Consider the following 11,719-nt stretch of genomic DNA (forward strand, 5'->3'; position numbering starts at 1 on the left):
CGCTGGGGCGCGCCGGCGGCGCCGTCGCGGTGCAGCTCGCCGGCCGGGTACGCCTCCTGCGTCCGGCCCGCCGCTGACCGGCCGCACCGGCGCCGCCGGCCCGGCTCGCGGCGGCGGCCCACGGCCGGTCGCCCCATCGGTGGCGCGGGCCGCCGGATGGGGCAGGATCGAGCCATGGATCTCGGACTGACCGATCGGGTGTACGTGCTCACCGGCGCGTCCCGCGGCCTCGGCTACGCCACCGCGGAGTGCCTCGTCGCCGACGGCGCCCGGGTGGTGCTCTCCGCCCGGGACGCCGACGGAGTGGCCGCCGCCGCCGAGCGCCTCGGCGGGCCCGGGCGGGCCGTCGGGCTGGCCGTCGACCTGACCGACCCGACCGCCCCGGAGCGCCTGGTCGCCGCCGCCCGGGACCACTTCGGCCGGCTGGACGGGGCGCTGGTCTCGGTGGGCGGCCCGCCGCCGGGCAGCGTCGCCTCGGTCAGCGACGAGCAGTGGCGACGGTCCTTCGAGACGGTCTTCCTCGGCGCCGTCCGGATGGTGCGTACGGTGGCCACCGAGCTGTCCGACGGCGGCGCGATCGGCCTGGTGCTCTCCACCTCGGCCCGCGGCCCGCTGCCCGGACTGGGCATCTCCAACGGGCTGCGCCCCGGCCTGGTCGGTGCCGCTAAGGACATCGCCGACGAGTACGGCCCCCGGGGCGTCCGGGTGGTCGGCCTGCTACCAGGGCGGATCATGACCGACCGGAACCGGGAGCTGTTCGCCGCGACCGGCGACCCCGACCGGGCGCGCGCCGAGGCAGAGGCGGGGATCCCGCTGCGCCGCATCGGCGAGCCGGCGGAGTTCGGCCGGGTGGCCGCGTTCGTGCTCTCCCCCGCGGCGAGCTACCTGACCGGGGTCACCGTCCCGGTCGACGGTGGCGCGCTGCGCGGCCTGTGACGACCGGGCCGGGCCGGGGCCGCGGCGACCGGGCACGACCCGAGCCGGCCGCGCCGCCGACCCCCGGCCCCGCGACGCGACCCGCGACCGGTACGCCGCCGACGGGCGAGATCCGAGCGGGTGGGTCCGGGCAGCGGCGGCCCACCCGGGAGGAGCTGTCGGCCGGGCAGCGGCGGCCGACCCGGGAGGAGTTGGCGGCCGCGGTGGACCGGACCCTGCCCGACGTCATCGCGCCCGGGCTCGACGTGCTCTTCGTCGGAATCAACCCCGGGCTGTGGTCGGCGGCCACCGGCTGGCACTTCGCCCGGCCCGGCAACCGGTTCTGGCCGGCGCTGCACCGCGGCGGGTTCACGCCGCGGCAGCTGCACCCGAGCGAGCAGGACGAGCTGCCCGGCTACGGGCTGGGCATCACCAACATGGTGGCCCGGGCCAGCGCGCGGGCCGACGAGCTGACCGCCGCCGAACTCGTCGAGGGGGCGGAGATCCTGGCCGGCAAGGTGGCGCGGTACCGGCCGCGCTGGGTCGCCGTGGTCGGGGTGACCGCGTACCGGATCGGGTTCGCCCGACCGAAGGCCGGCTTCGGCCCGCAGCCGGAGCCGCTGGCCGGCGCCCGGCTCTGGGTGCTGCCCAACCCGAGCGGGCTGAACGCGCACTTCACCCCGGAGACGCTGGGCGCCGCCTTCGCCGAGCTGCGGGCCGCGGCGACCGGCTGACCGGTCAGTTCGCCGCGGCGGGCGGCAGCGCGTCGTCCGGCACGTACGAGCGCATCGGCAGGGTCACCGGCTCCGGGCCGGTCGCGTCGGCGTACGGGGTGGGCGAGTCGGCCACCGCGAACTGGGTGCGGTAGAGCTCGGCGTACAGGCCGCCGACGGCGACCAGCTCGTCGTGCCGGCCGCGCTCGACGATCCGCCCGTCGTCGAGGACCAGGATCTGGTCGGCTTCGCGGACGGTGGAGAGCCGGTGCGCGATGACCAGCGCGGTACGGCCGGTCAGCGCCACCGACAGCGCCCGCTGCACCGCCGCCTCGCTCTCCGAGTCCAGGTGGGCGGTCGCCTCGTCGAGGATCACGATCGAGGGGGCCTTGAGCAGCAGCCGGGCGATGGCGATCCGCTGTTTCTCACCGCCGGAGAAGCGGTAGCCCCGCTCGCCGACGGTGGTCTGCAGGCCGTCGGGCAGCGACCGGACCAGGTCGGCGACCTGGGCGCCGGCCAGCGCCGCCCAGATTTCGTCGTCGGTGGCGTCCGGCTTGGCGTAGCGGAGGTTCTCGGCGATCGTCTCGTGGAACAGGTGCGAATCCTGGGTGACCACGCCGATCTCGTCGCGCAGCGAGTCGAGGGTGGCGTCCCGCACGTCGACCCCGCCGACCAGCACCTGCCCGTCGGTGACGTCGTAGATCCGGGAGATCAGCATGGACAGCGTCGACTTGCCCGCCCCGGAGGGGCCGACCAGCGCCACCATCTGCCCCGGCTCGACGGCGAACGAGACCCCCTTGAGCACCGGCTCGTTGACCGTACGATCCAGCGCGGCGACCTCCTCGAGGGAGGCGAGCGAGATCTCGGCGGCGCTCGGGTAGCGGAACCGCACCTCGCGGAACTCCACCCGGCCGTTGCCGCGCGGCACCGGGACGGCGTCGGGCTTCTCCGTGATGGCCGGCTCGAGGTCGAGCACCTCGAAGACCCGGTCGAAGGAGACCAGCGCGCTCATCACGTCCACCCGGACGTTGGACAGCGCGGTCAGCGGGCCGTAGAGGCGGGTGAGCAGCAGGGCGAGGGTCACCACGGTGCCGGCGCTGACCGACCCGGTGACGGCCAGCCAGCCGCCGAGGCCGTAGGTGAGCGCCTGGGCGAGCGAGGCGACCAGCAGCATCGCCACGAAGAACGTCCGCGAGTACATCGCCGACTGGATGCCGATGTCGCGTACCCGCTCGGCCCGGCCGGCGAACCGGCGGGCCTCGACGTCGGGCCGGCCGAAGAGCTTGACCAGCAGCGCGCCGGCGACGTTGAACCGCTCGGTCATCGTCGCGTTCATCTTGGCGTCGAGGTTGTACGACTCGCGGGTGATCTCGGCCAGCCGCTTGCCGACCCGCCGCGCCGGGATGATGAAGACCGGCAGCAGCACCAGCGACAGCGCGGTGATCTGCCAGGAGAGGGTGAACATCACCGCTGCGGTGAGTACCAGCTGGATGACGTTGCTGACCACGCCGGACAGCGTCGAGGTGAACGCGCGCTGGGCGCCGAGCACGTCGTTGTTGAGCCGGCTGACCAGCGCGCCGGTCTGGGTACGGGTGAAGAACTGCAGCGGCATCCGCTGCACGTGGTCGTAGACCCGGGTGCGCAGGTCGAGGATGATCCCCTCGCCGATCCGGGCCGAATACCAGCGCTGGGCCAGGGAGAGCAGCGCGTCGGCGACCGCGAGCCCGGCGATGACCAGGGCCAGCCGGACGACCAGCGAGCCCGCCTCCGCGCCGCCCCGGCTGATCGCGTCGATCACGTCACCGGCGAGCACCGGGGTGGCGACCCCGATGACCGCGGCGAGCACCACGGTGACCAGGAAGACCACGATGTCCCGGCGGTAGGGACGGGCGAAGGCCACGATCCGGCGGGCCACGCCGCGCTGGAGCCGGTGGGTGGAGATCTCGTCGCGGCTGCGCATCGACCGGAGCATGCTCCAGCCGCCCATGCCGCCGCCGGACATCGGGTTGGACACGCTCACCTCCGGGTCGTCGGGCTGACCAACACCGTCAGGTCAATTCTCCCGACGACTCTGACAACCTCGGCCGTAACCCGGATCTTCCCGAACGGTCCTTACTATTCTCCCCGACCGGCGAGATCACGCAGGCGGCGGGTCTGCGCCTCGCGTTCGGCCCGCTGCTGCTCGGCGGCGGAACGACCGCCGGCGCCGGCCAGCAGCGCCTTGATCTCGACCACCGCGTCCCGGTTGCCGGCCAGCAGCCCGGCGGTGAGGTCGCGCACCGCGCCGTCGAGCTCCGCGTTCGGCACGACCAGGGTGGCCAGGCCGATCCGGTCCGCCTCGGCGGCGTCGAGCCGCCGGCCGGTGGCGCAGATCTCCAGCGCGCGGGAGTAGCCGACCAGGTCGACGAGCCGCTTCGTGCCGGCGAGGTCGGGCACCAGCCCGAGGGTCACCTCGGCCATCGAGAACTTCGCGTCCTCGGCGAGGACCCGCAGGTCACAGGCGAGGGCGAGTTGGAAGCCGGCCCCGATGGCGTGGCCCTGCACGGCCGCCACGGAGACCACGTCCGGGCGGTGCAGCCAGGTGAAGGCCCCCTGGAACTCGGCGATGCGGTCGGCGCACTCCTGTTCGGGCAGGGTGGCCAGTTCCGCGAACGAACCCGGCCCGGAGGCACCGGCCACCGACAGGTCGAGGCCGGCGGAGAACGCCCGCCCCTCGCCGCGGACGACCACCACGCGGACGTCACCGGGCAGGTCCCGGGCGAAGTCGCTCAGCGCCCGCCACATCGCCGGGGTCTGGGCGTTGAGCACGTCGGGCCGGCACAACGTGACAGTCGCGACGGGCCCGTCGCAGTCCAGCCGTACCCCGGTCGCCTCGGCGGTCACCGGGCGGCCCGGGGCGCGGCGCTGGACGACGCTGCTGGGCGGATCACGCCTTCTTGCGGCGCCGGGCGCCGCCACGCTGCCGCAGCTGCACGCCGGACTCGGTGAGCACCCGGTGGATGAACCCGTAGGAACGGCCGGTCGAGGCCGCGAGCGCCCGGATGCTCTCCCCCGAGGTGTACCGCTTTACCAGGTCCTTGGCGAGCGTCTGACGCTCGGCTCCGACGATCCGGCGACCCTTCTCAGTGCTGGTGGCTGTGCCCGTGGCTGCCATGCTGTGTCCTCACGTCCCAGACTGTGCGGTTCGGATACGGTCCCACCTATTAGACCGCCTCGAACGATCATGCGCCAGATATCAACTCTTCGCCAATCGACACGCTAAGCAATGTCAGCTTCCCGATAGGGTGACCGCCGACGGCCGTCCGGCCACCCGGCATCGGCGGATCGGGCGGGACGCGGCGGCGGCACGGGATCAGGCGGGACGGCCGGGATGCGGCGCTGGCACCGCACCGGGCGGATCGAGCGGCGGCGGCATCGCACCGGGCGGATCGGGCGGGGGCGGCACCGCGTCGGGCCGGGCCTTACCCTGCCCGGGTGATCGACCTTCTCGGCAGCGCGGTCGGTGCGGCCGTGGTGTTCGCGGCCACCGACGTGGACGACATCGTCATCCTGACCCTGTTCTTCGTGGCCGCCCGCACCACCGGCCGGCCCCGCCGCTGGCAGATCGTCGCCGGGCAGTACCTGGGCATCGGCGCGCTCGCGGCGGCCAGCGCCGTGGTCGCCGCCGGGCTGCTGGTGGTGCCCGACCCGTGGACCGGCCTGCTCGGGCTGCTCCCCATCGCGCTTGGCGTGCGGGCCCTGCTCGACACCGACGACGACGAGGCGCCCGCGGTGGTCGGCTCCACGCTCGGGGTGGCCGGGGTGACGATCGCCAACGGCGCCGACAACGTGGCGGTCTACGTGCCGGTGTTCCGCGCCCTGGGCCCCGCCGACAGCGCGGTGTTCCTGCTGGTCTTCGTGGTGCTGATCGCACTCTGGTGCGCGGCCGGCGCCTGGCTCGGCAACCACCCCCGGGTGACCCGCCTCGTGGAACGCGCCGGCCACTGGCTGGTTCCAACCATCTTCATCGCCATCGGTGTGGTCATCCTGACCACCTCCGGCGTCCTCCCCCACCTGTTCACCCTGACCCGCTGACCTCCCGCGTCGATCATGAAGTTGTTGTCGCGACCCGCCGGCACGACCGACAACAACTTCATGATCGACCAGGCGGATCACCGACGGGCGGTGGGTCGCTGTCAGGCGAGTTCGACGAGTTCGAGGAGGTCGTCGGACCAGGCGTCCTCGTCGCCGTCGGGGAGCAGGATGGCCCGGTCGGGCTTGAGCGCCATGACCGCGCCGGGGTCGTGGGTGACCAGCACGATCGCCCCCGGGTAGCGGGCGATGGCGTCGAGCACCTGCTCCCGGCTGACCGGGTCGAGGTTGTTGGTCGGCTCGTCGAGCAGCAGCACGTTCGCTCCCGAGCAGACCAGCGTGGCCAGGGCCAGCCGGGTCTTCTCGCCGCCGGAGAGCACCCCGGCCGGCTTGTCCACGTCCTCGCCGGAGAAGAGGAACGCGCCGAGGATCTTGCGCAGGTCGGTGTCGGTCTGCTCGGCCGCGGCGCTGCGCATGTGCTCCAGCACCGTACGGTCCACGTCCAGCGTCTCGTGCTCCTGGGCGTAGTAGCCCAGCCGCAGCCCGTGCCCCGGGTTGACCTGGCCGGTGTCCGGCTCCAGCAGGCCGCCGAGGATACGCAGCAGGGTGGTCTTGCCGGCGCCGTTGAGCCCGAGGATGGCCACCCGGGAGCCCCGGTCCACCGCCACGTCGACGTCGGTGAAGATCTCCAGCGAGCCGTACGACTTGGACAGGCCGGTCGCGGTGAGCGGGGTCTTGCCGCACGGCGCGGGGCTCGGGAAGCGCACCTTCGCCACCTTGTCGGCGACGCGTACCTCCTCCAGGCCGGCGATCAACCGCTCGGCCCGGCGGGCCATGTTCTGCGCGGCGACCGTCTTGGTGGCCTTGGCCCGCATCTTGTCGGCCTGCGCCATCAGCGCGCCGGCCTTCTTCTCGGCGTTGGCCCGCTCCCGGCGGCGGCGCCGCTCGTCGGTCTCCCGCTGCGCCAGGTACGCCTTCCAGCCCAGGTTGTAGACGTCCACCACCGAGCGGGTGGCGTCCAGGAACCAGACCTTGTTCACCACCGCCTCGAGCAGCGAGGCGTCGTGGCTGATCACGATCAGGCCGCCCTTGTGGTTGGCGAGGAAGCTGCGCAGCCAGGTGATCGAGTCGGCGTCGAGGTGGTTGGTGGGCTCGTCCAGCAGCAGGATGCCGCCGCCGTTCTCGCCGGCGTCGCGGAACAGGATCCGGGCCAGCTCGATGCGGCGGCGCTGGCCGCCGGAGAGGGTGCCGATGGTCTGGGCGAGCGCCCGGTCGGGCAGGCCCAGGTTGGCGCAGATCCGGGCGGCCTCCGCCTCGGCCGCGTACCCGCCGAGGGAGGCGAACTGGTCCTCCAGCGTGCCGTAGCGGCGGACCAGTTTCTCGTCCGCGCCGTCGGCCAGCTTGGCCTCGATCTCCTTCATCTGGGCCATCAGCACGTCCAGGCCGCGGGCGGAGAGCACCCGGTCCCGGCCGGTGACGTCCAGGTCGCCGGTGCGCGGATCCTGCGGGAGGTAGCCGATGGCGCTGCGCCGGTCGATCTGCCCGGCGTACGGCTGCCCCTCGCCGGCCAGCACCTTCAGCGTGGTGGTCTTGCCGGCGCCGTTGCGGCCGACCAGGCCGATCCGGTCGCCCGGCTGCACCCGCAGCGTGGTGTCGGACAGCAGGATCCGGGCGCCGGCACGCAACTCCAGGCCGGTGGCAGTGATCATCTCGAGGTACTCGCTCTCGGGGTCTGGAAGGGCTGACTCAGGGCACGCGAGAGCGCCGGCGGGCCGGAGGGACCGTCGGCGCGGGGCGGTTCAGCCTTCGCAGAGCAGCACGCGGCAAGTGTACCGGGGCGCGCCCGGAGGCTCCGCCGGATTACCGACCAAGATCATCGGGTACCGGAATCGGCGTCCGGACCCGGTCCGGTACCGCAACCACCAAGACGGATCAAATCGGTGATCGGGGTAGACATGGAGCTGAACGAGAACGCGCGGATCGACACCAGCCAGGTGGACGACCGGCGAGGGTCCGGCGGAGGCGGCGGGCTGGGCGGCATCCCCATCCCGATCGGTGGCGGCCGCGGCGGCCTCGTCGGCGTCATCGTCGCCGTGCTGATCGCCCTGGTCGGCGGCGGCTTCGGGTTGAACGCCGCGACCAACGGCGGCGGCGAGCAGGGCGACAACACCTCGCTGGAGCAGAAGTGTTCCGCCGACGACGCACTCCAGCAGCTGGACTGCCGCAACACCCTCTACGTCAACTCGATCCAGGCGTACTGGCGGACCGCGCTGCCGGAGGCGTTCGGCGAGCAGTACCGCCCGTCGAAGACCGTCTTCTTCAGCCAGGGTGTGAGCACCGCCTGCGGCCAGGCCGACTCCGGTGTCGGCCCGTTCTACTGCCCCGCCGACGACCAGGTCTACATCGACCTGACCTTCTACCGGGTGCTCGCCGACCAGCTCGGCGCGGAGGGGGAGTTCGCCCAGCCGTACGTGCTGGCCCACGAGTACGGCCACCACGTGCAGGACCTGCTCGGCACCGAGGCGCAGATGCGCCGCCAGCAGCAGCGCGACCCGGACAACGCGAACGCCCTGTCGGTGAAGCTCGAACTGCAGGCCGACTGCTACGCGGGCGCGTGGGCCAAGAACGCCACCGGCACCGCCGACGAGAGCGGCCAGAAGATCTTCACCAGCATCTCCGAGCAGGACATCGCGCAGGCGATCGACACCGCGGAGAAGATCGGCGACGACGCCATCTCCGAGCGGGCGAACCGGCCGGTGAACCCGGAGGAGTTCACCCACGGCTCCTCGGCCCAGCGCAAGGAGTGGTTCACCCGGGGCTACTCCACCGGCGACCCGAAGTCCTGCGACACCTTCGGCGGCGCGCTCTGAGCGGCCGGGAAACCGTCGCGCGACGGCCGGTGGGCGCGAGCCCGCCGGCCGTCGGCCTGTCCGGGGCCCGGAATGGCGACGCCGGCCGGCGGAGGACTGGTCAGGCCGGTTCGGGGTCGCGGACCAGGATCCGCACCGCCCGGGCGGCGTCGATCGCGCCCACCAGTACCGCGTGCCGGGGTTCGGGCACGTCGAGCAGCCGCTCGGCGCGCAGCGCGGCCAGCGGGGCGAGCCGCCGGTCGGCGAGCACGGTGTCCACCGCCCGCCGGTCGCCGCCGCAGACCAGCGCGCTCAGCGTCGACGCCGCCGGCAGCAGCAGCCGTACGGCCAGCTCCGCCGCATCCGCCAGCGCCGCCTTCGCCTGGTTGTCGCGTCGCCGGGCGAAGCGCTGCTGGGACCAGCCCCCGGCGGCGGTGCGGCCCTGCACGTAGCGGGTGTCCACCTTGGAGACCAGCAGCTCCTTCCCCGCGGCGACACCCACCGCCACCGCGCCCTTACGGGCGAGCAGCAGGCCGATCCGGCGGGACGCGGTCGCCGCGGCCACGAACCCGGGCAGGTCGGCGGTGGCCGGGGCGCCGGGTGGGGTGTGCAGCTCGGCGGTCGCGCCGTCTGGAGCGGCGAGCCGCAGGCCGTACGCCTCGACGGTGGTGACGGGCGAACCGTGCCGGTCGGCGAAGCCGTCGACCCAGCGGCTCACCCGACCCGGGTCCACCTCGACCCACCGACCTCCACCTACCGCCGGCCTGCCGACCACGGCAACCTCCCGAATGACGTGCGCCTGGGTACGCGGACCGGATCAACCACGGAGCAACCGCCACGTCGCGAGTGCCGTCTCGCCGGCGCCGGCCGGGGCCTGCGCCGCCGTCCAGGCGGCGATGACGCCGGTGAGGGCGCCGGCGAGGTACGCGGCGTGGACGTCCACCGGCACCTCGTCCACCCTTCGGGGACGCGCCCGCCCCGCCAGGCTGTGCCGCAGTTCGGCGGCGAGCCGGTCGCGCAGGCCCGCCGCGAAGCGGGCGCTGCCGTGCGGGGACAGCATCCTGCGGTAGAGAACCGCGTTGGCGGCGACGGTGTCGAAGAGGTCGCGCAGCGGCTGCGGCGGCTCGTCGCGCGGGGCGTCCAGCGGGCAGAGCGCCGCGGCGCGGGCCACCTGGGCGACGGCCTCCTCCATCGCGTCGGCGACGAGCGCGTCCAGGTCGGGAAAGTGCAGGTAGGTCGTCGCGCGGTTGACCCCGGCCCGCTTGGCCACCTCGGCGATCGTGATGTCGCCCAGCTCCCGCTCGGCCGCCAGCTCGAGGACGGCCGCCCGCAGCCGGGCCCGGGTCCGCCGGACGCGGGGGTCGGAGGAGTTCACCCCGACACTATACGACACCCGTAGTTTATGCGACACGTGTCGTGTAACCTTTCGGCCATGCGGATCGAGATCTGGGCCGACGTCGTCTGCCCGTGGGCGTACATCGGCAAGCGGCGGCTGGAGCGGGCGCTGGCGTCCTGGTCGGGCGATCCGGCCGAGGTCGTCTGGCGGCCGTACCGGATCGATCCCTCCGCCCCCGCCCCCGGCGAGCCCCTGGCCGACGTGCTCCGCGACCCGATGGTGGACGCCGCCCTCCGCGGCTGCGCGCCGCACCTCACGCCCGGCGAGAACCGGGAACGCGTCTCCCGCATCGCGCTCGCCGAGGGCCTCGGTCCCCGCTGGGGAGCCGGCTGGCGGGCCAGCAGCCACGACGCCCACCGCCTCATCGCCCTCGCCCACGAGGCCGGTGGCCCGCCACTGCAGGACGCGGTGGCCGAGGAGGTGATGCGGGCGCACTTCGTCGACGCCCTGGACATCAGCCTCCCGGCCGTGCTGGACGAGGTGTCCCGCCGGGCCGGCTTCCCGGCGGGTGGTCGGCTGCTCGCCGACGGTGCGGCCGACACCACCGTCCGGGAACTGGTGCTGCGGGGCCGGGCCGCGGGGGTGGCGACGTCCCCGACCTTCGTCGTGAACGGCGCGGCACTGGGCGGCGCGCAGCCCCCGGAGGTGATCCACGCCTTCCTGGCCGAGGCCGCCGGCCGCAGCCCGCGTCAGCTCCCCGAGGAGGTCGAACGCCTCCGGCACGCCGAGGCGCTGCTGGACCTCGGCGACCCGCTGGGCGCCCTCACCCTGCTCCGGCCCCTGCTCGACACCCACGGCGACGATCGCGGCACCCGACTGCTCGCCGCCCGGGCCTACTTCCACTCCGCCCAGCTCAACCGGGCGCTGCGGATCCTGGAGCCGCTCGCGGCGCAGACTCCGGACGACTCGTACGTGCAGTTGCTGCTGGGGCGGACCCTCCAACGGCAGGGCGACACCGGGCGGGCCGCCGCCCACCTGCGCCTGGCCGCGGCGATGTCCCCCGGCTACGCCGGCTGACAGCCGACGCCGGGTCGGCGGGCACCCCGGGTCGGCGCCGGTGGCGGGCTCATTGAGGCAGCAGCATGGCTGTCGCCAGGGCAGCGATCAGGGCGCTGGAGACCAGGGCCGTGACGCGCCGGCCGCGCGGCCCGGTCAGCATCCGCCCGACGAGGGTGCCCCCGCCGGCGATCAGCAACTGCCAGCTGGCCGAGGCGACGAACGCGCCGAGCACGAAGAGGGCGGCGGCCCACGGGTCCGGGTCGGCGGCGTCGCCCCGGCCCAGCACGAGCGCCGCGAAGTACACCACGGTCGCGGGGTTCAGCAGGGTCAGCGCGAGCACGCCGGCGAACGCCCGCGACGGCGTGTCCAGACCCCGGCGAGGGCCGGCCACGCCGGTCGGAGTGGGCGGTCGCAGGGCGCGCCAGGCGCCGTGGGCGGCGATGGCGAGCAGCACGACCGCGGCGGCCAGCCGCAGCGGCCCGGCGACCGGGGCGATCAGCCCGGCGACCACCGCGCCCCCGAGGGCCGCCGCGGCGGCGTAGAGCCCGTCGGCGGTGGCCACCCCGAGCGCGGCGGCGGCGCCGACCCGGAACGAGGTGCGGGCGCTGAGCCCGAGGATGAGCACGGCGATCGCGCCGACCGGGATGGCGACGCCGTAGCCGGCGACCAGGCCGGCCAGGAACGCGCCGGTCACGACCGTCGGCGGCGGGTCGAGGCGCGACCGGGTGCCGTGCGCTGTCGAAGGGGGACGACGGTCGCGCCGACAGGGACAGGCT

12 protein-coding genes are annotated in these 11,719 nt (G+C 74.3%); 5 read left to right on the forward strand and 7 right to left on the reverse strand.

Annotation, left to right across the window (positions count from 1 at the left end; all coding sequences use genetic code 11):
- The first annotated feature begins 174 nt into the window (after positions 1 to 174).
- The gene (locus DLJ47_RS00140; RefSeq protein ID WP_109898082.1) at positions 175 to 936 is read left to right on the forward strand and encodes an SDR family oxidoreductase; all 762 of its coding nucleotides are present in this window, start codon (positions 175 to 177) and stop codon (positions 934 to 936) included.
- Between the two features lie 155 nt (positions 937 to 1,091).
- Positions 1,092 to 1,649 (forward strand): G/U mismatch-specific DNA glycosylase, encoded by a 558-nt coding sequence (gene mug / locus DLJ47_RS00145; RefSeq protein WP_109898091.1) that lies wholly within the window; start codon positions 1,092 to 1,094, stop codon positions 1,647 to 1,649.
- Between the two features lie 4 nt (positions 1,650 to 1,653).
- On the opposite strand, the gene DLJ47_RS00150 is transcribed toward mug, so the two are convergent.
- The 3 genes from DLJ47_RS00150 to DLJ47_RS00160 all read right to left on the reverse strand — a co-directional run bounded on the left by DLJ47_RS00150 (position 1,654) and on the right by DLJ47_RS00160 (position 4,782).
- Positions 1,654 to 3,630, reverse strand: a complete 1,977-nt coding sequence (locus DLJ47_RS00150) for an ABC transporter ATP-binding protein (RefSeq protein ID WP_109898092.1) — start codon at positions 3,628 to 3,630, stop codon at positions 1,654 to 1,656.
- Positions 3,631 to 3,743: 113 nt separating this feature from the next.
- Positions 3,744 to 4,511 carry an enoyl-CoA hydratase/isomerase family protein gene (locus tag DLJ47_RS00155; RefSeq protein WP_109898083.1) on the reverse strand — a complete coding sequence of 256 codons (768 nt, stop codon included), beginning with the start codon at positions 4,509 to 4,511 and terminating at the stop codon, positions 3,744 to 3,746.
- A gap of 43 nt (positions 4,512 to 4,554) precedes the next feature.
- Positions 4,555 to 4,782: a helix-turn-helix domain-containing protein gene (locus DLJ47_RS00160; RefSeq protein ID WP_007462679.1), complete on the reverse strand. Its 228-nt coding sequence runs from the start codon at positions 4,780 to 4,782 to the stop codon at positions 4,555 to 4,557.
- 320 nt (positions 4,783 to 5,102) lie between these two features.
- Here DLJ47_RS00160 and DLJ47_RS00165 point away from each other — a divergent pair, with 320 nt between their 5' ends.
- The gene (locus tag DLJ47_RS00165) at positions 5,103 to 5,702 is read left to right on the forward strand and encodes a cadmium resistance transporter (RefSeq protein ID WP_109898084.1); all 600 of its coding nucleotides are present in this window, start codon (positions 5,103 to 5,105) and stop codon (positions 5,700 to 5,702) included.
- A 101-nt stretch (positions 5,703 to 5,803) separates the two neighbouring features.
- Here DLJ47_RS00165 and DLJ47_RS00170 read toward each other — a convergent pair whose 3' ends face one another.
- Entirely contained in the window at positions 5,804 to 7,408 is a 1,605-nt protein-coding gene (locus tag DLJ47_RS00170; protein ID WP_109898085.1) for an ABC-F family ATP-binding cassette domain-containing protein, read from the reverse strand.
- Positions 7,409 to 7,654: 246 nt separating this feature from the next.
- On the opposite strand from DLJ47_RS00170, the gene ypfJ reads away from it, so the two are divergent.
- Positions 7,655 to 8,569, forward strand: coding sequence for a KPN_02809 family neutral zinc metallopeptidase (gene ypfJ / locus DLJ47_RS00175; protein WP_109898086.1), 915 nt, complete (start codon positions 7,655 to 7,657; stop codon positions 8,567 to 8,569).
- A 100-nt stretch (positions 8,570 to 8,669) separates the two neighbouring features.
- On the opposite strand, the gene DLJ47_RS00180 is transcribed toward ypfJ, so the two are convergent.
- Complete coding sequence (locus tag DLJ47_RS00180) at positions 8,670 to 9,323, reverse strand: acVLRF1 family peptidyl-tRNA hydrolase (protein WP_109898087.1); 654 nt, start codon at positions 9,321 to 9,323, stop codon at positions 8,670 to 8,672.
- A gap of 42 nt (positions 9,324 to 9,365) precedes the next feature.
- On the reverse strand, positions 9,366 to 9,923 hold the full coding sequence (locus DLJ47_RS00185) for a TetR/AcrR family transcriptional regulator (protein WP_109898088.1): 558 nt from the start codon (positions 9,921 to 9,923) through the stop codon (positions 9,366 to 9,368).
- 57 nt (positions 9,924 to 9,980) lie between these two features.
- Here DLJ47_RS00185 and DLJ47_RS00190 point away from each other — a divergent pair, with 57 nt between their 5' ends.
- Positions 9,981 to 10,961 (forward strand): DsbA family oxidoreductase, encoded by a 981-nt coding sequence (locus DLJ47_RS00190; protein WP_109898089.1) that lies wholly within the window; start codon positions 9,981 to 9,983, stop codon positions 10,959 to 10,961.
- A gap of 49 nt (positions 10,962 to 11,010) precedes the next feature.
- Here the strand turns inward: DLJ47_RS00190 and DLJ47_RS00195 are convergent, their stop codons facing one another.
- Entirely contained in the window at positions 11,011 to 11,637 is a 627-nt protein-coding gene (locus tag DLJ47_RS00195) for a LysE family transporter (RefSeq protein WP_109898090.1), read from the reverse strand.
- Positions 11,638 to 11,719 lie beyond the last annotated feature (82 nt).

The sequence above is a fragment of the Micromonospora sp. S4605 genome (genome assembly GCF_003176715.1).
Lineage (GTDB): Bacteria > Actinomycetota > Actinomycetes > Mycobacteriales > Micromonosporaceae > Micromonospora > Micromonospora echinaurantiaca.